The sequence below is a fragment of the Arthrobacter sp. AG367 genome (genome assembly GCF_007828995.1).
Taxonomy (GTDB): Bacteria; Actinomycetota; Actinomycetes; order Actinomycetales; family Micrococcaceae; genus Arthrobacter.
In genome coordinates this window covers 58,195-83,954 of sequence record NZ_VIVE01000010.1, presented here as the reverse complement: position 1 = coordinate 83,954, position 25,760 = coordinate 58,195, and the positions used below count along the sequence as shown (strand labels likewise).

General features: G+C 65.1%; 27 protein-coding genes. 5 read left to right on the top strand and 22 right to left on the bottom strand.

The window, feature by feature from the left end; all coding sequences use genetic code 11:
* Window positions 1-562: 562 nt before the first annotated feature.
* Both FB478_RS19245 and FB478_RS19240 read right to left on the bottom strand, forming a co-directional pair.
* The gene (locus FB478_RS19245; protein WP_261377460.1) at window positions 563-1,237 is read right to left on the bottom strand and encodes a PASTA domain-containing protein; all 675 of its coding nucleotides are present in this window, start codon (window positions 1,235-1,237) and stop codon (window positions 563-565) included.
* Between the two features lie 66 nt (window positions 1,238-1,303).
* Window positions 1,304-2,692, bottom strand: a complete 1,389-nt coding sequence (locus FB478_RS19240) for a DUF1524 domain-containing protein (protein ID WP_144601340.1) — start codon at window positions 2,690-2,692, stop codon at window positions 1,304-1,306.
* Window positions 2,693-2,970: 278 nt separating this feature from the next.
* On the opposite strand from FB478_RS19240, the gene FB478_RS19235 reads away from it, so the two are divergent.
* Window positions 2,971-3,363 carry a VOC family protein gene (locus tag FB478_RS19235; protein ID WP_144601339.1) on the top strand — a complete coding sequence of 131 codons (393 nt, stop codon included), beginning with the start codon at window positions 2,971-2,973 and terminating at the stop codon, window positions 3,361-3,363.
* 40 nt (window positions 3,364-3,403) lie between these two features.
* Here the strand turns inward: FB478_RS19235 and FB478_RS19230 are convergent, their stop codons facing one another.
* Genes FB478_RS19230 through FB478_RS19215 form a run of 4 tightly spaced genes read right to left on the bottom strand, consistent with a single transcriptional unit; the run spans window position 3,404 to window position 7,339 of the window.
* Window positions 3,404-4,429 carry a LacI family DNA-binding transcriptional regulator gene (locus FB478_RS19230; RefSeq protein WP_142068363.1) on the bottom strand — a complete coding sequence of 342 codons (1,026 nt, stop codon included), beginning with the start codon at window positions 4,427-4,429 and terminating at the stop codon, window positions 3,404-3,406.
* Between the two features lie 36 nt (window positions 4,430-4,465).
* Window positions 4,466-5,197, bottom strand: coding sequence for a cupin domain-containing protein (locus FB478_RS19225; protein WP_144601338.1), 732 nt, complete (start codon window positions 5,195-5,197; stop codon window positions 4,466-4,468).
* Between the two features lie 3 nt (window positions 5,198-5,200).
* Window positions 5,201-6,181 (bottom strand): PmoA family protein, encoded by a 981-nt coding sequence (locus FB478_RS19220; protein ID WP_144601337.1) that lies wholly within the window; start codon window positions 6,179-6,181, stop codon window positions 5,201-5,203.
* Window positions 6,182-6,205: 24 nt separating this feature from the next.
* Window positions 6,206-7,339: a Gfo/Idh/MocA family protein gene (locus tag FB478_RS19215; RefSeq protein ID WP_144601336.1), complete on the bottom strand. Its 1,134-nt coding sequence runs from the start codon at window positions 7,337-7,339 to the stop codon at window positions 6,206-6,208.
* 262 nt (window positions 7,340-7,601) lie between these two features.
* Here FB478_RS19215 and FB478_RS19210 point away from each other — a divergent pair, with 262 nt between their 5' ends.
* Window positions 7,602-10,004 carry a glycoside hydrolase family 3 N-terminal domain-containing protein gene (locus tag FB478_RS19210; protein ID WP_056389433.1) on the top strand — a complete coding sequence of 801 codons (2,403 nt, stop codon included), beginning with the start codon at window positions 7,602-7,604 and terminating at the stop codon, window positions 10,002-10,004.
* 8 nt (window positions 10,005-10,012) lie between these two features.
* Here FB478_RS19210 and FB478_RS19205 read toward each other — a convergent pair whose 3' ends face one another.
* Window positions 10,013-10,708: a YafY family protein gene (locus FB478_RS19205; RefSeq protein ID WP_144601335.1), complete on the bottom strand. Its 696-nt coding sequence runs from the start codon at window positions 10,706-10,708 to the stop codon at window positions 10,013-10,015.
* Window positions 10,709-10,781: 73 nt separating this feature from the next.
* On the opposite strand from FB478_RS19205, the gene FB478_RS19200 reads away from it, so the two are divergent.
* Window positions 10,782-11,522 carry an alpha/beta fold hydrolase gene (locus FB478_RS19200; protein ID WP_144601334.1) on the top strand — a complete coding sequence of 247 codons (741 nt, stop codon included), beginning with the start codon at window positions 10,782-10,784 and terminating at the stop codon, window positions 11,520-11,522.
* Between the two features lie 17 nt (window positions 11,523-11,539).
* Here FB478_RS19200 and FB478_RS19195 read toward each other — a convergent pair whose 3' ends face one another.
* From FB478_RS19195 to FB478_RS19165, 7 genes are all read right to left on the bottom strand, one after another.
* Window positions 11,540-12,226, bottom strand: coding sequence for a DUF624 domain-containing protein (locus FB478_RS19195; RefSeq protein WP_056389466.1), 687 nt, complete (start codon window positions 12,224-12,226; stop codon window positions 11,540-11,542).
* A 49-nt stretch (window positions 12,227-12,275) separates the two neighbouring features.
* Window positions 12,276-13,910 (bottom strand): extracellular solute-binding protein, encoded by a 1,635-nt coding sequence (locus FB478_RS19190; protein ID WP_056389425.1) that lies wholly within the window; start codon window positions 13,908-13,910, stop codon window positions 12,276-12,278.
* Between the two features lie 5 nt (window positions 13,911-13,915).
* Complete coding sequence (locus FB478_RS19185; RefSeq protein WP_026266084.1) at window positions 13,916-14,785, bottom strand: carbohydrate ABC transporter permease; 870 nt, start codon at window positions 14,783-14,785, stop codon at window positions 13,916-13,918.
* An 83-nt stretch (window positions 14,786-14,868) separates the two neighbouring features.
* Window positions 14,869-15,849, bottom strand: a complete 981-nt coding sequence (locus tag FB478_RS19180; RefSeq protein WP_018771333.1) for a sugar ABC transporter permease — start codon at window positions 15,847-15,849, stop codon at window positions 14,869-14,871.
* Window positions 15,850-15,858: 9 nt separating this feature from the next.
* Entirely contained in the window at window positions 15,859-17,985 is a 2,127-nt protein-coding gene (locus FB478_RS19175; protein ID WP_261377462.1) for a beta-galactosidase, read from the bottom strand.
* A gap of 230 nt (window positions 17,986-18,215) precedes the next feature.
* Window positions 18,216-18,773 (bottom strand): heme-binding protein, encoded by a 558-nt coding sequence (locus FB478_RS19170; protein WP_144601333.1) that lies wholly within the window; start codon window positions 18,771-18,773, stop codon window positions 18,216-18,218.
* A gap of 59 nt (window positions 18,774-18,832) precedes the next feature.
* Complete coding sequence (locus tag FB478_RS19165; protein WP_261377459.1) at window positions 18,833-19,339, bottom strand: DUF3592 domain-containing protein; 507 nt, start codon at window positions 19,337-19,339, stop codon at window positions 18,833-18,835.
* 135 nt (window positions 19,340-19,474) lie between these two features.
* Here FB478_RS19165 and FB478_RS19160 point away from each other — a divergent pair, with 135 nt between their 5' ends.
* Both FB478_RS19160 and FB478_RS19155 read left to right on the top strand, forming a co-directional pair.
* Window positions 19,475-19,936: a MarR family winged helix-turn-helix transcriptional regulator gene (locus FB478_RS19160; RefSeq protein ID WP_018771337.1), complete on the top strand. Its 462-nt coding sequence runs from the start codon at window positions 19,475-19,477 to the stop codon at window positions 19,934-19,936.
* On the top strand, window positions 19,933-21,189 hold the full coding sequence (locus FB478_RS19155) for an MFS transporter (RefSeq protein WP_144601332.1): 1,257 nt from the start codon (window positions 19,933-19,935) through the stop codon (window positions 21,187-21,189). The genes FB478_RS19160 and FB478_RS19155 overlap by 4 nt, the downstream gene beginning before the upstream one ends.
* Before the next feature lie 85 nt (window positions 21,190-21,274).
* Here FB478_RS19155 and FB478_RS19150 read toward each other — a convergent pair whose 3' ends face one another.
* From FB478_RS19150 to FB478_RS19115, 8 genes are all read right to left on the bottom strand, one after another.
* Window positions 21,275-21,517 carry a hypothetical protein gene (locus tag FB478_RS19150; protein WP_144601331.1) on the bottom strand — a complete coding sequence of 81 codons (243 nt, stop codon included), beginning with the start codon at window positions 21,515-21,517 and terminating at the stop codon, window positions 21,275-21,277.
* Window positions 21,518-21,621: 104 nt separating this feature from the next.
* Window positions 21,622-21,972, bottom strand: coding sequence for a cupin domain-containing protein (locus tag FB478_RS19145; RefSeq protein WP_144601330.1), 351 nt, complete (start codon window positions 21,970-21,972; stop codon window positions 21,622-21,624).
* A 152-nt stretch (window positions 21,973-22,124) separates the two neighbouring features.
* Entirely contained in the window at window positions 22,125-22,514 is a 390-nt protein-coding gene (locus FB478_RS19140) for a VOC family protein (protein ID WP_018771341.1), read from the bottom strand.
* 239 nt (window positions 22,515-22,753) lie between these two features.
* On the bottom strand, window positions 22,754-23,077 hold the full coding sequence (locus FB478_RS19135; protein ID WP_026266086.1) for a hypothetical protein: 324 nt from the start codon (window positions 23,075-23,077) through the stop codon (window positions 22,754-22,756).
* Window positions 23,078-23,142: 65 nt separating this feature from the next.
* Window positions 23,143-23,487: an iron chaperone gene (locus FB478_RS19130; RefSeq protein WP_144601329.1), complete on the bottom strand. Its 345-nt coding sequence runs from the start codon at window positions 23,485-23,487 to the stop codon at window positions 23,143-23,145.
* Window positions 23,488-23,496: 9 nt separating this feature from the next.
* A complete protein-coding gene (locus tag FB478_RS19125; protein WP_018771344.1) occupies window positions 23,497-23,964 on the bottom strand; it encodes an SRPBCC family protein in 468 nt (155 codons plus the stop codon).
* A gap of 31 nt (window positions 23,965-23,995) precedes the next feature.
* Window positions 23,996-24,913 (bottom strand): 2-hydroxyacid dehydrogenase, encoded by a 918-nt coding sequence (locus tag FB478_RS19120; RefSeq protein WP_018771345.1) that lies wholly within the window; start codon window positions 24,911-24,913, stop codon window positions 23,996-23,998.
* Entirely contained in the window at window positions 24,910-25,692 is a 783-nt protein-coding gene (locus tag FB478_RS19115) for a DeoR/GlpR family DNA-binding transcription regulator (protein ID WP_018771346.1), read from the bottom strand. The genes FB478_RS19120 and FB478_RS19115 overlap by 4 nt, the downstream gene beginning before the upstream one ends.
* Window positions 25,693-25,760: the final 68 nt, after the last annotated feature.

Genomic DNA, 25,760 nt, shown 5'->3' with positions numbered 1-25,760 from the left:
ACTTGGCACACTATTGAGTTCTCAAACAACAGACACACCCGGCACCACCCAAACCAACGTCCAGGCTCGCTCCGGAGCAACTTTCCAAACTTACCCGGTTCCAACAAGCTTCGCAAATCAGCGTTACCGCGATCCACTCCACTCGAAAACCAGCCCCACCCGCGTCCGGCACGCCAAGAGGCGAACCGTTTTCAGGCCGTTCAGTAAGGGGTTTGGCCGCTATCTTTCCGCTTCAGCGGCGGCGACTCAGAAAACAATACCCGCCCCCACACCCAACCGCAAATCGACCCCCTAGCGGGTGAAGATCCGCGGAATCCCGGGGCAGGAACGGCCGTCGGGGCACCCAAGCGGCCTCCCGCCGTCGTAATTCCCTGGTGTGTGCTGCCGCACATGCTGTCTGGCCTCCCCCATCTCCGGCCCCGACCTCAATTCCCTCGGTTGGCCCTTAAAGCCACGAGCCGCGGATACCTCCGGAAAGGAGGATCCGCGGCTCGTCTTGTTGCCCAGAATGGTGGACGAGTCAGCCCTGGGACAACGACCTACCCAACCGAGCCAGCGTGGGCTACTTGGCAATGCCACCGTGCCTGCTACAGGCCCCCTGCCGCGTGGTGCCGGGCCAGACATAGCCGTCGCTGCAGATAATGGCTCCCCCACTATTGGGAACTACAGGAGCAGGTGCGGGAGCCTGCGCGGCCTGCTTGGCAGCTGCATCCCGCGCAGCCTGGTCGGCGGCAGCCTTCGCAGCGGCTGCCTGATCGGCGGCGGCCTTGTCGGCAGCGGCTTTCTCAGCGGCCGCCTTCGCAGCAGCAGCCGCCTTCTCGGCCGCGGCCTTGTCAGCTGCCGCCTTGTCGGCCGCAGCCTTCTCCGCCGCAATATCGTCAAGGCTCTTGACGCCGAGATGCACCGTGGACCCCTTGTCAGCCTTTGCACCGTTGGCTGGGTCCTGGGTGGTCACCTGCCAGTTGCTCTTGACCATGATCGACTTGCCGTGGGCCGTGTCCTTGGCATCAACTTCAAACCCAAGGTCTTTCAGCTGGTCCGTGGCCTTGTCCAGGGCCAAACCCGTCACGGACGGAACGGTGACGGTCTCGATCGTTTGCGCAACAGCGGTTGCGGCTGCTGCAGGCTGCGTCGCCGCCTGCTTGCCGCCGCAGCCAGTCAGCATGAGGCCGGCAAGCACAGCCAGAGCCAGCGCCTTCTTCAACCTGCCGGCGGCAGGCATGGGACTTGTTTTCATGATTCCCCCTAGGAATGCGTGTGATGGTGTTGAAATCGCGTCCGGAGAGTCCGGACAAGAACGGGCCTACTCGCAGGCGATGCCGTCGGAGTCGCGGTCCAGTGCGGACCGGTAGCCGGCCTGGCCGGCGTAGAGCGGCGCAGCTCCCGCAGCCCTCGCCGCAGTGCAGTTGGCGTAGTAGACGGCGGCAGGTGCCGGTGCGGCGGGAGCAGGTGCGGGTGCAGCCGGCGCAGGTGCCGCCGGGACAACGGGCGCGGGCGCCGGAGCGACCGGTGCCGGTGCGGGGGCAACCGCCGCCGGAGCAGGAGCAGCCGCGGCAGGCGCCGGTTCAGCCACCGCCGGTGCGGGAGCCGGGGACTGTTGGCTGGTCGGAGCCAACTGTCCGGAGCAGTCACCGAGGATGCGGGCCATCGCGTCGTGCTCCGCCTGTGTCACCCACAGCCCATATGTCGCCTTCACCGAGATCTGCCGGGCCACATACTCACACCGGAAGGGCTTGTTCGGGGGCAGCCAGGTGGCCGCGTCGCCGTCGCCCTTTTGCTGGTTGGTGGGTCCGTCCGTTGCCTGCAGGTTCAGCGGATCATTCGCGAACGCCGTCCGCTGCTCGGTGGTCAGCTGCTGCGCGCCCTTCTGCCACGCGTCGCTCAGCGCCACCACATGGTCGATCTGCACGGCAGTGCTGGTCCCCGAGCCACGGACAAAACTGATGGTCTTGCCCGTGTAGGGATCCGCCAGGGTCCCTGTCTGGACTTTGCAGGGAACACTGTTCGTGTAAGTGATGCCGGTGAGGTCCCGCCGGAGGATGTCGTTGCGGGTATCGCAGCCATTGCGGTCCACGTCCAGCCACGCCTGGCCGAACTGCGCCCGGTCATACCCCGTTTTCGGCGCCCGGCCCTTGATGGAAAGGGTGGCCAACAGATCGACCGCCTTTGTGGCGTAGGCCGGCTGCGCGTTGGGGGCGGTGGCGGTGACGCCGGCGGCAAGGACGGCCGGGTTCTCCGGGTCCAGCGGCTCACCAGTGCTGTCAGCGGTGGGAGTGGGCGTGGACGACGGCGAAGCCGTCGCTGTGGCGGTTGGGCTCGCTTTGGCGGACGCCACCTTGGCGGTGCTCTCCGAGGAGGCTGCCTCGAGGTCTGCGCTGGCAACGTGCGGCAAGGCGACGGCCCCGCCGATGAAGAGGGCGAGGGACGCGGCGATCGCGATGGCGCCGGCCTTGCGTTGCGCCGGGAGCCAGGCCCAGGAGCGCCGCCCTGTAAGCAGGACGTAAAGGCCGGTGAGTGCGGTTGAAACGCCCAGGAAAATCAGGGCTCCGCCCACTCCGCCGCTCAGCGCGCCCAAAAGCATGAACAGTGCGGTGATGCCGGCAACAATAAACGTTGAAATGCGTGGTTTCCGCGGCGGCTTCGGTGCCGCCGCAGGTGGAACAAACCCGAAAAGGGTGTCGTGGTCGGGCATTCTTTCCCCATTTTCACGGGGTCCCCATATGGGTCCCCCACATTTGGCGGGCCTGCTGCTAAGCCCGACAAACTCATCGTCATGAGCCTATGGTCCAACCGAAACCGAAAACGGGCGTCCTGCGCGTCCTCGGCCAACATTCAGCAAGTCTTGATCGGACCTTGAGGAAAGCCCGACGCAATACCGTGTGAGTGCTTCATAATTCGCGGTTTCGCGTGGCTGAACCCGTCTGTTCGGCTCCCATTCCCTTGCGTGAGCCGCAAAGATAGAGTGGCCGGATGCAGATGCGTCTTGAGGTTGTCCAGGTCCCGGTTTCCGACGTCGACAGGTCGAAAGCGTTCTATGCCGAAAAACTTGGCTTCGTCCTGGACCACGACGTGGAACACATTCCGGGCATGAGGGTGGTCCAGCTGACTCCCCCGGGTTCGCCCACATCAGTAGTCATCGGCACCGGGATGACCGCCATGACGCCGGGCAGCCTGGAGGGACTGCAACTGGTGGTTCCGGACATCACGGAGGTCCGGGCCGAACTGGTCAGGCGGGGCGCGGACATCAGCGAAATCCAGGACCTGGGCGGCGTCCTTTTCGCCTACTTCAGCGATCCCGACGGCAACCGCTGGGTGATGCAGGGCCAGACCCCTGCGGACATCCGGGACGCGCACAAACCCTAAAAGAAGCTGCTAAAAGGGAGCGGGCGTCGGAGGGTGCGGACTACTTTTTAGCCGGCGGGGCAGTGGAACCCCGGACCACCAGCTCGGTGCCGAGCTCGATCCGCTGCGGCAGTTCCTCGTCACCATCCAGATGCCGGAGCAGGGCGCGCATGGCAGTTTCGGCCATCTGCACTACCGGCTGCCGGATCGTGGTCAGCCCCGGCTCGATCCACTCGGCCGCCGGAATGTCGTCAAACCCAATGACGGACAAGTCTTCGGGAATGCGGAGCCCGGCGGAACGCGCAGCCCGGTACGCACCCAAGGCCTGGTCGTCGTTGCCGGTGAAGATCGCCGTCGGACGGTCCGGCAACTCCAGCAGCTTGCGGGTTGCAGCCTCGCCCGCTTCGATGGAAAAGTCGCCGGGAACCATCAACGCCGTGTCCAGGGCTATGCCCGCGCGGCGCAGTGCCGAGATGTAGCCATCCTCTCGGGCGCTGCTGCACTGCAGGTCCTCGCGGCCGCCGATCATGGCGATCCGCTTATGCCCCAACTGCAAAAGGTGTTCCGTGGCCGAATAGCCACCCTCCCAGTTCGCCGCCCCCACTGTCATCAGGTCCGGGCCAGGCTGGCCCACAGGATCGATCAGCACCACAGGTATCCCCAAGGACTTGATCCGCTGGATTTGCTTGGCATCCAACTGGTAGACGGCCATGAGCAGCCCATCCGATTTCCGCTCCGCGAGGTTGGCCAGCCACGGCCGGATGCGCGAGCCGTCCAGGCTCAGGCTGCTGACCACAGTCCCGTAGCCGGCGTCCTGTGCCACACGTTCTACGCCCTCGATGATCTCCAGGGCCCATTCCGAGCCCAGCCCCGGAAACACCAGGTCCACCAGGCCGGCCTTTTGCCTGCGTTTGGCAGGGCGGCGCGCATAATCGCGCCGGGCAATGATCTCCTCCACCCGGGCACGCGTCTCTGCCGCCACGTGCGCGTGCCCGTTCAGCACCTTGGACACGGTGGGAACCGAAACCCCGGCTTCACGGGCAATCTCACTGATCGTCGCGCGCCTGGTGTCCTGCTTGCTCACCACGGAAACCGCCCTCTCACCCGGGTCACGCGCCCGGTGCTATGTATCGGAAAGTTCCCACGTCTGGATCCGGCCACACATGCCGTAAATTCTGCGGTTTTCCCGTTTTCCCATCGTAGTTCGCGCACCGGCCAGATAGATACTTTCTGCCGTGTCCAGAGAGGCCAGCTGCTGCCGGGTGACTTCCGCCTGGCGGGCAGCTCCCTCCGCCAGAACGTCTGCCCAGGCGCAGGTCCTGTCCGAGACCAGACGGGCAGCGGCAGCATGGAAGTCGGCCAGTGCTGCCGGGCCGGAAACCAGCACGGCTTGCTTAAGCGCAAAGTAGCCTTCCAGGGCCAAATCACGACGGCGGCGCGCGGCGTGCTCGCCCGCGTCCGGCCCAGCGTCGGCGTCCTTGTGTTCCAGCGCCGCTGCGCTCCGGTACTTTTCCGCGTGCGCAAGGTACTCGGGCGGAAATGTCATCACGGCATCGCCGTGTTCGGGCAGCCCGGCATTCTGCATGACTACAAGGACCTTCAGGTCACCCGAATCATTGATGGCGCGATGCACGGTGCCGGGGGTAAACCAAAGCACCACCCCAGGCGCCAACGGTGTTGAGGTGAAGCCGCGCGAGTCAAGTGTCTCCAGCCTGCCGATTCCCTGGAGCACCACGTACGCCTCCGTGGAAGCGGTGTGCACGTGCGGCGACCCGCCGGCTGCACCGTCGGCGCCCGGCCAGTCGTAGATGCTGATTTCGGAGAGCCCAGTGGCGCCTGGAAACGTTGAGGCCATCCGTTACGCCCAATCGCGAAGCGCTGCTTGCGCAGCATCCGCCAGCGCCTGGGCGCGTTCGGCGTCCACACCGCCATCGGCAATCACCACGGCGTAGCGGTAGGTAAGCGGCGCACCTTCACGGAGGGGCACCTCCTCGCTGAAGAAGGGGGCTGAGCCCAGGCACGCGAACATGGACGACCTGGCAAACCACTGGTTGGGTGCACCGGGGTTATTTCCGTCCTCCACGAACGCGATGGTGGAGGCCCGGCAGGTGACGTCATGCGTACCGGTGAAGGCGATCCACGGCGAGCGGGTGCCCATGAATTCGTCCGTACCCGCATCCTCCTGGTTGCGGAACACGCCGCCTGTAAAGGACCTGGGGCCGCGCCAAAAGAGGCCACCATATCCGGCGTTGTGCCGGCCTTCCGTAGTGGGGCTGCCGATGCGGATCTCTTCGCCGGAGATATTGCTCATCCTGGTCTCAAAGAGGATGGCGTATGCCCCCTCGGTTTCGCTGTTCTCCGTGGCAGCGTCTTCCACCAACCGGAGGCTGAACCGGCGGCTCTCCGCAATGACCGGTTCCCCTTCCTGCGAGGTCCAGGTCAGGGATTCCGACGCCGTGATGCCGGGGCCGGATTGGTCGATGCCCGTGAAGGATCCGTGGGTCATGGCACCATTGTTGTCCAGGTTGGCGTACTCCGTGGCGCGTGTGTAGGTGGCTCCGCCCCAGAAATTGTGCTTGCCCACGTTGGGCAGCGCCCAGGAAAGTCCCTTATGCCAGACGTGGTCCCACGGGCGGGAAATTGTCACCTCGTCCCCGCCCAGGGTGGTCAGCGGATGGAAGAACGGCCGCGGACTCTCGTACTGGTCGTCCGTGGGCTTGTAGGTATAGGTGGCGATAGGCCTGCCTTTGGCTGTGAAGGTGAGGGCCGCTCCATCGTCGTGGAAACTGAGTGATGCCGCGGACACAGCGGAAAGGGACGCTGCTGTGGGGGTGGTCATGGTGGTGCCTCCTTGGGTATGGGCTCAGACGCTGGTGGCTTTGAGGGCGGTCAGGTTGAATGCTGTCTCCTCGAGGACTTTCGCGCCCAGCCCTTCGCCGTCCATGCCCCCGTAGAAGGGGTGGCCGGTGACGATCTCGCCGCGGTGCACGGATTTTCCGGTAAAGGCGGAGGCGTAGAGGGCGGCAGCGAACTCCAGAGTTTGCCGTGCGGAGTCTGCCCCGGCCGGAAGAGGGCGGCCGGCGTCGAGCGCGCCATACATGGCCAGGAACTGGGCCGCGTGTCCGCTTCCCTGATCCAAGGGCTCGCCGTTCCACGCTGTTCCTACCTGGTCCTCGTGGCCGGGCGCTGCCGTAATGGTCCAGTTGTCCGTGCTGTAGCCGTAGAGGTGGCTCAGCTCCACAGTGGCAAATTCGCAGTCGATTCGGATGTCCGAGGTTTCCCGCGGCGAGAGCAGCGAGTTGATAATGGTGGCCACGGCTCCGTTACTGAACCGGACCAGGGCGGCGGACAAGTCTTCAGTGGAAGTAGGCCGTGCCTGCCGGCTGGCGATGGCGGTGATTTCCTCCCACGGACCCAGCAGGTGCAACAGCAGATCGAACTGGTGAATGCCGTGACCCATGGTGGGCCCGCCGCCCTCGGCTTCCCAGGTTCCGCGCCAGGGAAGTTCCCAGTAGCTGTCCGGCCGGTACCAGAGGGTGTCGCACCGGGCCACCAGGGGACGGCCGAAGTCACCGCCGCCAATCAGCCGGCGGGCCGCGGCTGCCGCATCCCCGAACCGGTGCTGGAAGACGCAAGAGAACTGGGCGCCGCCCTTTGCCTGGGCGGTCTCCAGCCGGTCGAAGTCAGCGAGGCTTAGCGCCGGGGGTTTTTCGGAGAGGACATGGACGCCTGCTTCGAGGCATTCGATGGCCTGGCCGATGTGGAACATGGGCGGCGTGCAGAGGTGGACAATGTCCGGTTTGGCCTCTGCCAGAAGATCGGCCAGGCTCAGGTACATACCAGGGATGCTGTGCTTCTCCGCGAAGGCATCCAGCCGGCCCTGGTCCACGTCGCATGCCGCCACCAGCTCCGCCCTGCCGTTTGTCCGGGTCAGGTTGTCAGCATGGACCGCCGCGATCCCGCCGGTTCCCACGATGGCCACTCTGTACGTCCGCATGTTTTCTCCGTCGTTGCAGTGATGTAGGTAGCGCCCCAGGGCTTCGAAGTGGTCCGAAGGGCCTCCGGGCGCCTGGTCCCAAAGTCAATGGAAAGTTTCTATTCCATTCACGAAGTTTCGTGGGTTCCGTCGCAGACTTATCCCACTCCCATTGTCAACCGTAGGAGGATTATCTTTGAAGAGTCAATGCTTTAGGACCTAGAAAGTAAACGATAGTTTCTGATAGTTTCTTAGAAACTTCCTACGATCCCAGGAGACGCCCGTGACCAGCGGTGCCGCCGAAAAGCAAGCCATCACCTCCCCGGCCGCCGGCAACGGCTCCCGTGACGCCGTCGAACGCCTCTCCATTGATGAGCTGGTGCGGCACATGACCCTGGAAGAGAAGCTGGCCCAACTGGCAGGTGTGTGGGTCAATGCGTCCACGGACGGAGACTCCGTAGCGCCGCTGCAGAATGAGATGGCCGGCGACGCGCGCTCCTGGGAGGAGATGATTGCCTCCGGACTGGGGCAGATCACCCGCATGTACGGCACGGTGCCCTTGGAGCCTCTCGAGGGCGCCCGGCGGCTGGCCGCGGCGCAGGAACAGATCATGGCGGCCTCACGCTTCCGGATTCCGGCGCAGGTCCATGAGGAATGCCTCGCCGGCTTGGCTGCGTGGAAGGCCACGGCTTTCCCCGTCCCCCTGGCGTGGGGCGCGACCTTTAACCCTCCGCTGATCCGTCGGATGGCGGGTCTCATTGGTGGGCAGATGCGGGCACTCGGCGTCCACCAGGGGCTGGCTCCCGTGCTGGACGTTGTGCGGGACCTGCGCTGGGGCAGGGTGGAGGAGACCATCGGCGAGGACCCCTACCTGGTGGGCACGGTAGCCAGCGCCTACGTCTCCGGGCTGGAAGGGTCCGGAATCGTGGCCACGCTCAAGCACTTCGTTGGCTACTCTGCGTCCCGCGCCGGACGCAACCATGCACCGGTGTCCATGGGCCCGCGCGAGTTGGCGGACGTGATGCTGCCCCCGTTCGAAATGGCGCTTAAACACGGCGGAGCCCGCTCCGTGATGCATGCGTACACGGACACCGACGGCATTCCTGCAGCCGCCAACCGCGCACTGCTGACCTCGCTGCTGCGCGACGAGTGGGGCTTCGCCGGCACCGTGGTTGCCGACTACTTCGGCGTCGCCTTCCTGCATGTCACCCACGGCGTTGCTGCCGATTCCGGCGATGCAGCAGCCCTGGCACTCAGAGCGGGCGTTGACGTGGAGTTGCCTACAGTGAACTGCTATGGCACGCCCCTGCTTGAGCGCGTGCGCTCCGGCGAGGTCCCCGAATCCCTGGTGGACACCGCCCTTCGCCGGGTGCTGCGGCAGAAGCAGGAGGCCGGGCTGCTCGCGCCGGATTTTGACCCCGCGCCCCCGGTCCTCAGCGCCGGAGCCGTCGACCTGGATCCAGCCGGGAACCGGGCTTTGGCCCGCGAGATCGCCGCCCAGTCATTGGTGCTGCTGACCAACGGGATGCACGACGGCGGCGCCAGCCTCCCGCTGCCCGTTACGGCGTTGGCCTCGCTTGGCGTGGTGGGGCCCCTGGCAGAGGATCCATTCGCAATGCTGGGCTGCTACTCATTTGACGCGCATGTGGGCGCATCACACCCGGACGTTCCCATGGGTGTCCACGTTCCCACCGTGGCCTCGGCAGGCAGAAACCGTTTCGGATCGCTGCGCAGCGCTGCGACCGGCACCTGCGAGGCCATCACGGACGAACAGATCGCGGAGGCCTGCCGGACTGCCGCGTCGGTGGACACCTGCGTAATCGTGGTGGGCGACAACGCCGGCCTCTTCGGCCGCGGCACCTCCGGGGAAGGCAACGACGCAGCTGACCTTCAGTTGCCCGGGGACCAGCACCGCATGCTCGACCAGGTGCTCACCGCGGCCGAGGCCGCCGGAACGCGCACCGTCGTCGTGGTCCTCAGCGGCCGGCCTTACGCCTTGGGCGACTTCGCGGACCGGGCCGGGGCGATCGTCCAGGGCTTCTTTCCCGGCGAAGAGGGCGCGGAGGCGCTCTGGGACATCCTGACAGGGGCCGTCAACCCGTCCGGCAAACTGCCCGTTTCCGTACCCCGAACTTCCGGCGGACAACCCGGCACCTACCTGCACAGCCGCCTGGCCGGGCCGTCCGGCGTCAGCGCGCTGGACCCCTCGCCACTGTTCAGCTTTGGGCACGGCCTGTCTTACACGACCTTCGACTTTTCCTGCCACTCGGCCAGTGCGGACGCAATGTCCACAGCGGATGCCGTCACCGTGGGATGCACCGTGACCAATACCGGCCCCGTTGACGGCGCCGAAGTGGTGCAGCTGTACCTCGAGGACCCGGTGGGCGAGGTGGTGCGGCCCCTCCGCGAACTGATTGGCTACGCCCGGGTGGACCTTGCCGCCGGCGCATCGGCGAGGGTCGAGTTCACGGTGCACGCCGACCGGACGTCCTTCACAGGGGTGGATCTGAAGCGGGTGGTGACGCCGGGCCTGGTGAAGCTGCACGTGTCGACCTCCAGCAGCCGGGACACCCACAGCCACGAACTCATCCTGCAGGGCGGCCGCCGCGTCGTGGGTTTTGACCGGGACATGCTGACACCGGCAACGGTGGCGCCGGTCCGGGCGTGTACTGACCCGAGAGGTTGATTGAGGACTCACCCCCGGCCGTGCACCGGCCTGGCGTTTGCCGGGGGTTCCCCAACCTCATGGATGCCATGGCCACTGCAGGCCGTCTTGGTGACGCTGGCCCGCTCGATACGCGAAACGGTGAACCACCGCATGGCGTTGCGCAGCCGGCACCACCCAACCAGGTACCACTGGCCGTTGGTGGCTGCGAACAGCACCGGCTCGACGTCGCGGGTGGTGGTGGTCCCGTCCCCGGATGTGTAGCGAAGGCGAATCACGCGCTGCTCGGCCATCGCCTCCTCCAGTACCGACTTGATGGCCCGTGACGAGGAGGGAAGGGCGTTGACCCAGACACGGTGGGCCAATGCGTCAGCTCGTGCCCGTGTTTTGGGATCGAGGACATCCATGATCTTCCGGACACCTGCTGCTGCCAGATCGGCGTAGGGGGCATCCGACGCAGCGGACACCGCTGCCATGAGCGCCACGGCCTGCGCCGGGGACAGGCTGACTGGCGGCAGGGACCCGCCTGCAGCCAACCCATAGCCACCGCCCGGACCTGGGCGGGACCATACCGGCGCACCGCTGTTCTCCAACGCATCGAGGTCCCTCTTGATGGTGCGAACAGATACCTCAAGTTCTGCAGCCAGCCGCCCGGCAGAAACCCCCTGCCTGCCGCTGCGGCGCAATATCTCGGAGAGGGCATGGAGCCGTTCGACCCGCTTCACCGTTTAAGCCCGGGCAGATTCATGACATAAATAGTGACACACCCTTGTCCAAGGCGGCTGCGAGGGTATTGGCATGACAACTACTGCAAGCCGTCCCATCATCATTCTCATCGCCGGCCACTGGCTGGGCGCCTGGGCGTGGGATGAAGTGCTGGAACACCTGGCAACCGACCAATCCCGCGCCGTCGCGATGACGCTGCCCGGTCTCGACGGGGACGATCCCGGGCGTGCGGCAAAGACCCTCGACGACCAGGCCGCGGCGGTCCTGGACGTCATCAGCCAGCTCGGGGCCTCTGGGGACCAGCCCGCCACTCTCGTCGCCCACAGCGGGGCAAACGCCCCCGTCAGCCTCGTCCTGGACCGACACCCTGAGCTTGTCCATCGAGTGGTGTGGGTCGACTCCGGCCCTGTGGCACCGGGAAGCGCCTTCGGCCCGGGCATCCCGGAGGAGTTGGCGGAGCTTCCGCTGCCGCCCTTCGATGTCCTGGCCGAGCAGGCGAGCCTCGACGGCCTGAGCCCAGAAGTCCTCGAGCGTTTTCGGGCCCGGGCTGTCCCTGAACCCGGCCCTGTGCTTCGTCAGGCCGTCGAGCTCACGAACGATGCCCGCCACAAGGTCCGGACCACCCTGGTGTGCTGCTCGATCCCGGGCGCGCAGGTGCTGGAGCTCGCCCGCTCCGGGCATGCCATGTTTGCCGAAGTGGCGAACATTGAACACCTCGACGTCATCGACCTCCCAACGGGGCATTGGCCCATGTGGAGCCGTCCCCGCGACCTCGCCGGGACCATCCAGTCAGCGGCTTCCCGAACCAGCTGAACTGCACCCATGACCGGTCAGGCGGCGGTGAATTTCTCCTCAACCAGCGCCAGCAGCGGCCGGGAGTTCAGGCACACCAGAAACACTACGGTGCCGGCGAGAACCGGCAGCAGGTACGCAGTGGTCACCAGCAGCAGGGTTCCCGCGACGAACAGGATCCCGGCGTTGCCCAGTGAAACCCGCTTCCGGGCACTGAAGCTGTACAGGGAGAGCCGGTAGAGGTCCCGGGTCCGGAACGAAAACCTGGACAGCAGCAGCAAAGCATTCAGGCCGGCGGTGGCCACGAGCACTGCGAGGAGCAGCATCGCCGGCCTGAGCGCGGGCGTGGCCGGGTTGCCCGGATGCAGCGAGGACAGCCCGGCCAGGTTGACCGCGATGACGGCCAGAACCAAAAGGTACGGCACCCAAACCTGCAGGGCCTGCCCCAGATTCATCCGGTACCCGCGGACGAAGTCCTGGTAAACCCCGCCCTCATGGCCGGCGGCCATTCGGTTGAATGCGTACATGCACGCCACCAGGGCCGGCCCCGCCGGAACGAGTGCCACCACAAGGGCCCAGGCCCCCGCGATGGGTGCCGCCACCAGGGCCGGCAGCAGCAGGATATTGGCCAGCCCCAGGAGGACCGAGCCCATCATCACGCCCGCAACGGTGCCGGCCGCCCTGAACAGGGGGCCGGCTCCGTACTCCGCCTTCTTCTGAACCACTGACTGCCTTTCGGTCACCGCGGAAGGCCCGCGGCCGCCGTCGTACGCCCTACTTCTTTTCGGCGTATGCCTTGTAGGCCTTGTTGGCCAACTCTACGTATTTGCCCATGCCCTTGCTGTCCAGCTCTTTGACGTAGGCGTCGAACTCCGAGAGGCTGCGCTGGCCGGTGATGAACTTCAAGGTGTTCTGCTTGACGTGGTCCTTCAGTGGCGTGAGAGTCAGGGTGGCTTGCTCCCGGTCGGTGTCGCTGAACGGCACGGGCGGGGCAACGGGCCTGGGCTTCTTGCTCTTCATGGCCTTTTGGAAGGCCAGCTCTTCCTCATTGAAGGTGGACTGGAGCAGGTCCGTGGTGCCCCCGTAGGCGAAGTTGCCGCCGGAGAAGCCGTAATCCACGCGCAGGTCTTTGGTGCCGCCCGGATTCAGGCCCTGGAAGTTGATGTCCTTGGCCAGGATGCGTTTGCCGCCTTCCTTGTTGTAGGTGGTGCCCTGCACCCCCCACTTGGCGAACTCCTGGCCTTCGTCGCTGTAGAACAGCCAGTCGATGTACTGCATCAGCGCCACGAAGCTGTCCTTGTCCTTCACGGACGCGTTCAGCATGATGCCGTTTTCCAGCCGGGAACCGCCAATGACGTCGCCTGCGGGGCCGCCGGGAACCGTGATCTTTCGGACGGCGAAGTTGCCCTTCCCCAGAGACTGCTCCATTGATGTGCGGTACGTGATGATGTTTTGGGAGTTGGCGCTGATCACAAACGACTTGCCCGAGGTGAACTTCTGGATGGCCGAATCATCGGTCTGCGTGAAGCTTTCCGGATCCATCAGCCCCTCCGAGACCAAGGAGTTGAAGTAGGTCACAAGATCCTTGAACTGGCCGCTGCCGGCACCGAAGGCGAACTCCTTCTTGCCTTCATCGAACGTCAGTCCGTCCACCAGGCCCCAGCCTGCCACGGTGCCAAAGGCGGTGCCGGCAATGTTCAGCACGCTGTTGCCGTTGAACCGGTCGGAAAAGGGCACCACATCGGGATGGTTCTTCTTGAGTTTGCGCAGCACCTCCCGGAACTCGTCCCAGGTCTTGGGCTCCGCGATCCCGTCCTTCTCCAGCACGTCGGTCCGGAACGCCAGCGTGTAGTCCGGCCAGAGTTCCTCGTGCAGACCGGGCAGGACGTAGTACTTGCCGTCCTCCTGGGTGAGGCCTGCAATCTCAGGCTCCAGCTTCCACTTCTTGATCTTGTCCTGGTAGTGCGGCATGAGGTCCACGTAGTCGCTGACGGGAAGGACGGCGCCGGAGGATACATACGCGCTCTCCTGCCCCGGGTAGGTCTTGGCAATTATCTCCGGGGCCTTGCCGGAACTGATCAACAGGCTGCGCTTCTGCTCGTAGTCGCTGCTGGGAACGATGGTCGGTTCCAGGGTGACGTTGTTGTCGCTGGCCATCTTGGAGAACAGGAGCCAGTCCTTCTTGTATGGATAGGTGGGCTGATCGCTGAACAGGAAGGTGAAGCTCAGCGGCGCCGTCGCCTTGAACGTGTCCCCAACCCCAAAGCTGTCCATCGCACCATTGCGGGCCTTTGAGGTATCGGCCTTGCTGCCGGAGTCAGAGTCACATCCCGCCATCACCAGGCCGAAGGCTGCGAGCGCGGACAGGCCGAGGAAATCTCGTCTGCGGATCATGGGTTTTCCTTTCATAAGGGTTATTCCTTGACGGAGCCGAGCATGACGCCCGAAAAGAAGTACTTCTGGACAAAGGGGTAGACGCAGAGGATGGGGATCACGGTCAGGACGATGGTGACGGACTGGATGTTCGCGGCAATCTGGCCCACGTTCTCCGCCGTACCGCCGGCGGAGCCTGCCGTGGTGACGCCGGCAATCATGTTGCGAAGGTAGATGGTCACCGGGAACAGATCGGGGTTGTCCAGGTACAGGAACGCCTGGAACCAGGAGTTCCAGTTGGCTACTGCGTAAAACAGGACCATGGTGGCAACGATTGCCTTGCTCAGCGGCAGGACCACCTTGAAAAGCACCCCGTACTGGGTAAGTCCGTCAATGGCGGCCGCTTCCTCCAGTTCACGCGGCATGTTCTCGAAGAACGACTTCATGATGAGCAGGTTGAAGACGCTGATGGCGTTGGGCAGCACTACGGCCCATAAGGTGTCCCGCATTCCAAGCGAGGTGATGAGCACATAGTTGGGGATCAGGCCGCCATTGAAGAACATGGTGAACACCGCGATGCCGATGAACAGGCTGCGCCCCTTCAGGTCCTTCCTCGCGATGGCATACGCGAAGCTGGTGGTCAGCACCATGGAGATAGCCGTGGCCACCACGGTGTACAGAATCGTGTTGCCGTAGTTCCGCCAAAAGACCGAGTCGGCCAGGATCAGCTGGTAAGTCTCGGTGTTGAAGCCCATGGGGAACAGGTTGACCTTGCCGGCGTTAATGAATCCTTCGCTTGAGAAGCTCTGCGCCAGGATGTTCAGGAACGGATACAAGGTCAGGAACACCACCACCAGCAGGAAGGCCAGGTTCACCACCCGGAACAGCCGCATGCTGCGTGAAACCTTCATGTCCTTGACCAGGACACCTGTGTCCTTTGGTGCTGCTTTCGCGCCGGGTTCTTTCACGGCTGTCCCTTTCACAGTTGTCCCCTTCACCACAGGCTCGTTCCGGCGAGCCGCTTGGATATGGCGTTGGCGGAGAGAATCAGCGTGAGGCCGATGACGGATTCGAACATGCCGATCGCCGCCGCGTAGCTGAAGTTCGACGATTCAAGGCCCACCCGGTACAGGTAGGTGGAGATGACATCCGAGGTCTGGTAGTTCAGCGGGTTGTAGATCAGTAGGATCTTTTCGAAGCCCACGGCCATGAACGTGCCGATGTTGAGGATCAGCAGTGTGATGATGGTGGGCCGGATGGCCGGCAGGGTCACATGCCAGGTCTGCTGCCAGCGGTTGGCGCCATCGATCCGGGCTGCCTCGTACAGCGATTCGTCCACCCGGGTCAGGGCGGCCAGGTAGAGGATGGCTCCCCACCCCATGGTCTGCCACACCTCGGAGCTGATGTACATGGGCCGGAACCACGCGGCGTCCTGGGTGAAGTTAACCGTGGTGCCGAACAGCGAGTTGGCAATTTGGTTTACGGTGCCTGTCATGGAGAAGTTCTGCAGGATCATGCCGGCGATGATCACCACGGACATGAAGTGCGGCAGGTAGGCCACGGTCTGGACGAACTTCTTGAACTTCTGCGAACGCAGTTCGTTCAGCATCAGCGCGAATATGATGGGCATCGGGAAGCAGAACAGCAGTGTCAGCACGCCCAGGATGATGGTGTTCTGGAACGCTTGCCAAAAGCTGGGATCGTTGATGAAGAGGGTGACGTATTTCAGGCCCACCCATTTCTCGCCGAAGATGCTGCCGCCGGGCTGGAACTGCCGGAACGCGATCACGTTGCCTGCCATGGGCAGGTACCGGAAGATGGCGAAGTAGGCCAGCGGCAACAGCACCAGGGTGTAGAGCCGCCAGTCCCGCCTGAAGGCCAGCTTCCAGCCTCCGGGTTTGTTCCGCGGTTTTTCAGTTCGCGCATCGGCGTCCGTGGGGACCGCCTCGGGAGGTACTTCCAATCGCATGGCCATGACTGCCTCCTACCGGCCCGTTTCTGCGGTTGAGTCTTTAGTGGGTATTTCCTCCAGCACCAGCACGCCGTTGGCGGCGAGCTCCACCGTGCCGGTGACATTGGCTCCGGTGAGCTGGTCTGTGCCGCCCTGCCCCACGTCCACCCTGGCGGGTGCATCGTTGTGGTTCAGGACCAGCAGGTAGCTGCGTCCGTTGCCGGCACGACGGCGGACCTGCACTCCCAGCGGCGCGTCCAGTTCCGCGCGGATTCCCGCAGCGGCACGTTCAGTTGAGAGCAGTTCCGCAAGGAAGGAGCTGTCCACCCTGGCCGACAGGTACACGGCAGTGCCGGCGCCGAAGCTGTTGCGGGTGACGGCGGGCGAGCCTTCCAGCCGGCCGGAGGCATAGCTCGCAACAACGTCAGCCGTGGTGGTGTGCAGGTGCTCGGTCCAGTAATCGGCTGAGGCCGTACCGCCGTCGGCCGTTGAAAGCTTGACTGCCTCGCCCTCCCCGGCCAGCGGATGCATCTCCTCGCTCCACACTCCCAGGACGTTGCGCAGCGCGCCCGGGTAGCCGCCCAGGAGGATGGTGTTGTCCTGGTCCACGATGCCGGAGAGGTAGCTGGCCACCAGATGCCCGCCGCGGGCCACATAGTCCTCGATGTTCCCGGCGGCCTGGTCGGTGAGCAGGTACGACGCCGGCAGGACCGCCATGCCGTACTGGCTGAGGTCGCTGGTGGTGTTCACGAAGTCCACGGATATGTTGGCGTCGAAGAAGGGGCGGTAGAGGCGGAGGACTTCCTGGGCGTAGTTCAGGTCCGAGCGCGGGGAGTTCCCCAGTTCCAGGGCCCACCAGCAGTCCCAGTCGAAGACCAGCGCGACCTTGGCGCTGGAGCGTGTGCCGGTGAGGCCGGCCAGGCCCTTGAGTTCCTGGCCCAGTTCACAAACTTCCCGGAAAATGCGCGTATTGGGCCCGGCGTGGTTGACCATGCCGGAGTGGAAGCGTTCGGTGCCGCCCCTGGCCTGGCGCCACTGGAAGAAGAGGATGGAATCGGCGCCCTGCGCGATGGCCTGGTAGGAGCCAAGCCTCATTTTGCCGGGCAGCTTGGAGACGTTGACGGACCACTGGCTGACGGCGCCGGTAGCCTGTTCCATCACCAGCCATGGCTGGCCGCGGCGGAGCGAGCGCATCAGGTCGAAGTTGAGCGCCGCGGCCACGTGGGCGTCTTCCTCGCGCGGGTCCGGGTAGATGTCCAGGGCCGCGGCGTCCTCCTCAGCAGCCCAGGCCCAGTAATCGTTGTTCTTGTAGAAGCGCATGAAGTTGGTGACAATCGGCAAATCTGGCGTGTACCGGCGCAGGATGTCCCGCTCGGCCTTGTAGTGCTCCAGCATGCTGTCCGAAGTGAACCGGTGGTAATCAAGGCGGCGGGACGGGTTGGACCACGTGCGCGGCTGGGCGGGTGCGTTCACCTGTGACCAGTCGGAGTAGCGCTGTCCCCATACGTCGGTGCTCCATGCCTGGTTCAGGTTCTCCAGGTCGCCGTATTTTTCCTGCAGCCATGCCCGGAAGGCGCGGTCGGCGTACGGGCCGTACGAGACCGGTCCGTACTCGTTGTTTACATGCCACATGCGCAGGGCCGGGTGGGCAGCGTAGCGCTCCCCCATCTTCTCTGCCATGGCCAGCGATTTTTCCCGGTAAGCAGGATGGGAGACGTCGAAGTGCTGTCGGGAGCCGAAGCCGAACGTAGAGCCGTCGGCCAGGACGGGCAGGATGTCCGGGTGCTGGGCGATCAACCAGGCCGGCGGGACGGCGTCCGGAGTGGCCAGGTCCACGCCGATGCCGTTCCGGTGCAGCAGGTCCATCACCTCGTCCAGCCAGCCAAAGTCGTAAAGACCGTCGGCTGTCTCGAGCCGGCTCCAGGAAAAGACGGCCAGGGTAACCAGGTTGACGCCCGCTTGCTTCATGAGCCGGACATCCTGGTCCCACACCTCGCGGGGCCACTGTTCGGGGTTGTAGTCACCCCCGTAGGCGATGCCGCCCAGACGTTCGTGCAGGCGTTTGAAGCGGTGTTCGGAGGTGCTGGTGCTGTGCTCGCGGGTCATCATCGTCCTTTTGTTGGCATCATGGCCGCGGGCTCCCACCAGTGCGACCTGCATCACAGTGAGAAACTATCGTAAAGTTTCAGCAATAACAACAGAAAAGGGAAAGTGGGAGGAGACTCCGCGTCCCCTGCAACCATCCATAAGGGCGGCAATACCCAGAGAATGGGGCAGCGGAGTGCGGACTGGCCATCCTTTATGCATGGTTGCCCGAATAGGGATCTTTCCGGGCAGGCAGGAAAGTATCGGGTGGGGAGGGGGAAAGAAACCTACGGCGCTGCTTCCAGCTAAGCGCCCGGTGCCGTTCCACCCGCCTGGGGTTCCAGGACATCCTGGACAACCTCATTGTGGCGCAGGAACCACGGCTTGAACGGCGGGTCGAAGCGGGCGAATCTCGGCGTCCCCACGGGAGTCAGCCCGGCCAGGGTGAGCGCAGCGTGCAGGCCGTCGTTGCGCTTCTGGAAAGCCGATGCCGAACCGCTGCCGGAGAATCCCAGCACTGCGGCAAGGGAACCTGGCACCGCGCGGATCCTGACCATGGGATCGGCAGGGACCGGAGCGCCGTCAGCTGTCACGCCGGCCGGAAGGACGAACGCCACCGAATATTCGGCAGGCTCCCCCGACCCCGGCACCGGACCGGACTGGAGCACCGGAGCGGTCATGGCCAGTTTCTGCCGGGCATTATTGCTGCCGCTGATGTAGTTGAAGAGATGCCGGAAGGCGGCATTGCCGGCGCGGTCAAAATCCGCGGTGACCGTCACTTCGGCCACCACGTAGTCCGGATACCGGCGCAGCTCGAAATGCGGATAGCGCCGGATCAATTCAAAGGGCTGCTGCTCGGTCATGGTGGACCGAGCCTACGCCCGCCGAGCCGCAGCGGCCAGACCCAAGAGCCGCGACAGTCTCAGACCACATGGTTTGTGGCGGGTTTCCGGAATTTGGCACGGAGGGCCGCGGTGCCAACCCCAAGGCAGAGCAGCAGTCCCAGCCCGCCGAAGATGACGGTCAGCACAATGCCCACGCCACGGAACCACACACCGTCGCTCTCATAACCCAGCACAACGGCCCTTGCCGGGTCATTTTCGGCATAGACCACCGTGGCTTCGCTGCCGACGACGGGATGCTGGTCGTGGTCAACGGCCGCGAACGTCCTGTGGGGCAGCCCGTCCGCCGCCGTGAATTCAACCTGCATCCTGCGCGAGGAGGCTTTGGCGACGTCCTTGAAGTGGACGATCGTTCCGGTGGCCTGTGTCCCGGTCCGCGCAAGCTCCTCGTCGGCGTTGATCATGAAACTGCCCACGCCAATCAGGATCGGGCCCAGGCAGATGACCAGGACGGCCACCGCAAGGGTCGCTTTTCCTTTCCACGACAACGCGGATTTGCGCTTTACATCAGCTCTGCCCCCAGTCACGCCTCCTATTCTGCCGGAGCATGTCACCAAACCCACACCGCAGGCTGTTGCCCATTGATAAGCAAGCAGACCATAATAGTTAGCAGAACTAATTAGCACTGCTAAGGAACGTCAGCAGGAGGCGCACCCGCATACATGTCACCCACCCAAACGAAGAACACAGCAACCGCAGACCCCACCACGCCCGATACCCTCGCCATCGAGCTCCGCACCGCCGTGATGCGTACTTCACGCCGGCTCCGCGTTGAGGCAACGGGCGACATCATCACCCCCGGGCAATACACGGTCCTGGCCCTGCTGAACGGCAGCGGCCCCAGCACGCTCCGGGCACTTGCCGAGAGTGAGCACGTCCAGGCCCCGTCCATGACCAGGATCGTCAACGCGCTCGCCGACCAGGGCTTCGTCACCAGGAGCGCAGACCCCGACGACGGGCGGCAGGTCCGCGTGGACATCACGGATGCGGGAAGGACGGTCCTCGCCGAGGCACGGAGCCAGCGGACGGCCTGGCTGGCCCAGCGCGTGGCCGGGCTCAGCGAGGACGACAGGCTCACCCTCAGCCGGGCGGCCCGCATCATGCAGGAAATGAGCGGCAAATGAGCGCGATGTTCCGGGCCCTCGAAAACCCCAACTACCGCATCTGGGCCAGCGGTGCGATCGTTTCCAACATCGGCACCTGGATGCAGCGCGTGGCCCAGGACTGGCTGGTCCTGACCGTTCTCACCGACCACTCAGGCGCCGCCGTCGGCCTCACCACGGGCCTGCAGTTTTTGCCCATGCTGCTGTTCGGCCCTTACGGCGGAGTCCTGGCTGACCGGTACCGGAAGCGCATCATCCTCATGTGGACGCAGTTGGCCATGGCATCCACCGGCCTCGCCATCGGCCTCCTGGTGGTGACCGGCACCGCCCAACTGTGGCATGCGTACGTGGCGGCCTTCTGCCTGGGCGTTGCCAGCGCCGTGGACGCACCGGCGCGCCAGGCCTTCGTCTCGGAACTGGTGGGGCAGGAGAACATCTCCAATGCGGTGGCCCTGAATTCGGCCTCCTTCAACACCGCCCGGCTCACAGGCCCCGCGATCGCCGGGGTGCTCATCGCCTGGGTGGGAACGGGCCCGGTGTTCCTGCTCAACGCGGCGAGCTTCGCGGCCGTCCTGGTCTCGCTGTTCAGGATCCGCATTACCCAGCCCGCCCCGGTGGCAAAGGGCGAGCGGAACAAGCACCAGGTGGTTGAGGGCATCCGCTACGTGCGCCGAAGGCCGGACTTGATGCTGATCATGGTCCTGGTGGGCGTCCTGGGCGCGTTCGGCATGAACTTTCCCGTCATCAACTCGCTGATGGCCACCACCGAATTCCGCATGGGCCCGGGTGAATTCGGGCTTCTCGGTTCCATCATGGCGGTGGGCACCCTGGCCGGCGCCCTCCTGGCGGCCCGCAGGTCCCGTCCTCGGCTGAGGTTCCTGCTGGGCGGGGCGCTGGGCCTGGGTGTCTTCACCATCCTGGGCAGCGTCGCGCCGTCTTTCTGGGCCTACGCTGCCCTCCTCATTCCCGTGGGGCTGGCGTCCATCACGTTCCTGAACAGCTGCAATACCAGCATCCAGCTGTCCGTGGAGCCACAGTTCCGCGGTCGCGTGCTGGCCCTGTACCTGGCCATCCTGCAGGGCGGCACCGCCCTGGGTTCACCGCTGGTCGGTTGGATCGGGAGCCAGTTCGGCGCCCGCTGGTCCGTGGCCGCGGGCGGGATCGTGGTGCTGCTGGCGGGTGTCGCAGCCGTCATCGCGGTAACCAGGCGGAACCGGCTCACCCTCCGCGCCGCCATGCGGCTGGCACTGGGGCGGCGCCAGCCCGCCGTTTGAATTGGCTGGCGGGGGAAGGAACAGACGGCTTATTTGGGCCGTGGGCCGGTCCCCCAATGTCACACGTTACCGACCCACGGCAGTCTTAGTCCCCAGAAGCGGGCGGGAGGGCCAGCCGGCGCGTGAGTTCGTCGTCGACCAGGCAACGGAGAGCGGACGCGTGGTCCGGTTCGGTGGAGGAGTCTTGGCCGACGAGCGCGTGGCGCAGCAGGAGCAGGTCGGCGGCCGGGACGAGCGGCCAGCGCCGGAAGGCATGGAACACCCTGTCCTGTGAGCTGGTGCCGGGACGGATCCTCCCGGAAGGTGGCTGGTCAGCAGCGGCGTCCATCAGTGGCTCCCGTGAGTAACTTGCCAGCTGACTGCTCAACCACGGGTATGCACAAGATACCCAGAACACGGCGGATAAGCCACCGGTTTCCACAGCACGTGGATTTATGACGGAAGCTTGGTGACGATATCCACGGAGACTTCCACCGCCGGGACCGTCCCCCTGTTCTCCAGCCAGTGGGTGGTGTTCCGGTCCTCCGGCCAGCCCACTCCGGGCCCATAGTCCGTGGCGGCGCCGTCGCGGTGGTCGGTGATGGTTCCCTGCAGGATGAAGACGGTTCCCGGACGCCCCACATGGTCATGGAGGGGCCCGAAGACCCCGCCGGGGTCGATCGTCACCCTCCGCATCCGCAGCTGCCGGCCTTCCATCCCGTCAATCTCACCATCAAGGTCTACGGCCGCCAGCAACTCCACCGAGACGCCATTTGTCTCCGGAACCATCTCTTCCGCGCCCATTCCCGCGCCTTCCTTTCAGGCCGCTTACGACGGCGGCGCCGGCCTGCCGCTGCCGCGCACCCGGGTGCGGGTGCTTTGGGCGGCACGTGCCGGCGTCGTACTTATGGCTTTGCTGCCAGGTGATTGAGTATGCGCCTGTGCAAGGGGGATGGCTACGTGACGGGGATCGAGGAAATGTTCAGGATGTTGCCCTCGCTGTCGAGGAACCACGCACCCTTGCCCATGCCTTCCATCGTTGCGATGCCGTTCTCGGTCTTGAGTCCCGGCATGTCGTACTCCTCAAAGACGACGCCGCGGCCCCGCAGTTCCTCCACTTCCTTTTCGACGTCATCGACGCCCCAGGACATCTGGGTGTTCTTGGCGGAACCGGCGTTGTCCGTCTGGTAGAGCAGGAAGCCCGTTCCCTTGCCGCAGCGGTAGATAAGGTTGTCGTTTTCGACCGTCTGGACCGGCTCCAGTCCCAACTTGTCCCGGTAAAACTCCCGTGCCCGGTCAATATCCTTGGCCGGCAGCACAGCCATGATTTCCCTATCCTTGAGCATGACAATTCTCCTTGTGCATTTAGTGGCGTTGCTCTCCCCCTGAAACAGTCCGGCCGTCCCGGCCGGGCCTCGTGGCCGTCCTTCCCGCCGATTGCCGGGGCGGCCACCTGGAACCCCTGGTTCCGCCGTGGCATAGGACAGCGGCGGGAGGTTCCCGAAGTCTACGAGGCCATTATGGAACCGAATTACCGGGGACGAAATAGGGGAATTTTATGGAATGCCGGGCCGCCGGCCGGCGCTTATTTCCGGGCCGAGCGCGCCGCTTTTCGGAACGCCGCGCCGGCCACAGAAACCAATGGGACAAGGCACACCAGCATGGCGATGGTGTTGGGGCGGAAGACCGCGCGCCCATTCACGGTCCGGTACACGCCCAACGGGACAACGAAACCGCCGCCCCCGCCGCCCGATGCCCCCTGGTCCGATTCCGTGCCGCCGCCAAAACCGAAGGACACCAGCGCCACCGGCACAATGTCCTCCCCGCCCACATTCACGGGAGAGCCGTACGCGCGGGCAACGCCCATGTTCTTGAAGGAGTCTGCGAGGGAGGAGAGAGTATCAGCCATGGCACCACGCTATGCACTGGCGCGGCCGGCTGGAAGGACCATAGGTCCCGCCGTCGTCCTGCGCCCTATTTCCGTATTTCCGCCATCCGCAGCCGGACGATGTCAGCGAGCACGTCGTCCGGCACTGGATGGTCCGCCGTGAAGCGGATGGTCCCCTTGGACAGGGAGTACCCCTCCAGCCGGGCGGCCACTGCCTCCACCACCGCGGAGGAGAACGGGAAAACCGAGAGGTGCTTTGCTGCGGCCACGGCCGCCACCAGCGGTTTGCCGTCCAGTTTGAGGGCGGGCATGCCGTAGCTCATGCCCTCCGTGGCGTCGGGAGCCAGGGACCGCGCAATCTCCACCACGTGCTGGAGGCAACTGCGGTCCGGTCCGCCAATCCTGTCCAGGGCTTCGTCAACGACACCCATGTGGCGGCCTCAGCTCTTTCGTGCCGCCACTGTGGCAGCCAACGCGGCCAGGCCGCGTTCGAAATCGGCGCCCACCATCTTGTCCATGTTCATGAACAGTGCGAACACCCTCCCCAGGCCCTTGTTCTCGCCGGTCATCCGCCAGGTCACTTCGGTGCCGCCCGGGGCAGGGGTGAACGTGAAGGTGGTGGGGTTCAGGGCCTTGAAGGGCTTGGTGAACTGCAGCCGGATCCGGACCAGATTCGACGGCACCGACTCCTCGATCTCCATGGTGCCGCTGCCCGCCTTGCGGTTGCCGCTCCACTCATACCCGGCCCCCGTGCCTGCTTCAGTGCCGAAGTAGCGGCGGCTCATGCGGGGGTCGATGGTCTCCCAGGGGGACCAGGCAGTCCACTCGTGGAAGTTGTTGACGAGCGGAAAGATGTCTTCGGCGGCGGCAGGGATGACGGAACTGCGGCGGACTTCAAAAGTGGACATGGGCCAAGCATAGGGGCGGGAACCGCCGCGGTTAAGGGAGGACCACGTTCACCGGGTCCTTGCCCTCCAACAGCAGCCCGATCTGCTTCCTGAGCAACCGGACCATCCGGGGGAACATGGCCGAACTGGCGCCGCCCACGTGCGGTGTGATGAGCACGCCGGGAGTGGTCCAGAGCGGATGGTCGGCGGGCAGCGGCTCCGGATCGGTGACGTCCAGCGCGGCCCGGAGCCGTCCGCTTGCGGTCTCTGCCAGCAAGGCCCCGGTATCCGCCACCGGGCCGCGGGCCACGTTGACCAGCAGGGCCCCGTCCGGCATGGCCGCCAGGAACTTCGCATCCACCAACTGCTTGGTGTCTTCGCCCAGGGGGACGCTGACCACCACAATCTCGTGCAGCGGCAGCTGCTGGTACAGCGAATCGATCCCGAGGATGGTCCCGCGCTCATCGTCCCGGGCGCGGCTGGCCATCCGGGTGACGTCGGTTTCGAACGGCAGGAGCCGGGCCTCGATGGCCTTGCCCACTCCCCCGTAACCCACCAGCAGCACGCGCCGGTCCGCCAGGCTGGGCCGCTGGCTGTTGTCCCACGTACCGGTTTCCTGGTTCCGGACAAAGTCCGGAATGCCGCGCTGGGAAGCAACCATCATCCCCACGGCGAGCTCCGCCGTCGAGGTTTCATGGACTCCCGCCGCGTTGGCGAAGGTGACGCCGGCGGGCAGCACCGAGGCGACGCCGTCGTACCCGATGGACTGGCTCTGCACCAGGCCGACGTCCACGCCCTCCAGTGCGGCGAGCGCCGCCGGTTTGCCCATGTAGCCGGGCACCAGCAGGTCCAGCCGGCCGTCCGGCGCCGGCCCGGTGAGGTCCCACAGGACAAAGTCGACGCCGTCAATCGGCGCCAGTGCGTCCAGCAGGTCCCGGGACGGCAGGCACACGCGCAGGCGGGCCGTCATGCGGCAACCATCAGCTTGACGTTGGCGGCGCGCAGGGCTGTCTCGATCTCCCGCGGCGGCGGAGCGTCCGTGACCAGGATGTCCACCGCGTCGAACGCCGCCAGCCGCGCCAGCGCGTACCGCAGCATCTTCTGGTGGGTTGCCACCACCACTACCTGTTCCGCTGAATTCATAAGGGCGATCTTAGTGGCGCGCTCCACGTCGCGCTCAATATAGAACGCCTCGTCATGGATGCCGCTGACGCCAATAAAGGCTGTCTTGGCACGGAGCCCGGAGGCGGCGCTGACGGTCATCGGTCCGTTGAACGCCTGGCTGTCCAGCAGCAGCTCCCCGCCCAGGCAGATGGTGCGCGCCGCCGTCAGCTGCAGGCAGCGCTGAATGGCGGGCGCGGAGTGCGTGATGATGGTGCCGGTGAACGACGTGGGCAGTTCCTGCGCGATCTGGTACGTCGTGGTGCCGGCATCAAGGATGATGGCATCCCGTTCGCCAATCATCGAGAGGCACACCCTGGCCACCCGAAGCTTCGCGTCCGCGTCCTCCCGGACGCGCGCGGCGAAGTTCGCGTTCTGGCCATGACCGTCCACGGCGCTGACGCCGCCGTGGACCACCCGGGCCAGTCCGCGCTTGGACAGCACCCGGGTGTCCCTCCGCACCGTCATGTCGGAGACGGCAAAGGTCTCCGCCAGATCATTTGTTGAAATAAACCCCCGGCGGCCCAGCTCATCGAGGATGGTGCGCTGGCGGGGTGTCAGCGGCGCCTCTTTATCTGCGGTGCCCATTGGCTGTTCTCCCTCCCCCGTGCGCCGGGCAGGAGCCTGGCGGGATGTTGCAATTCCAACATGTATCT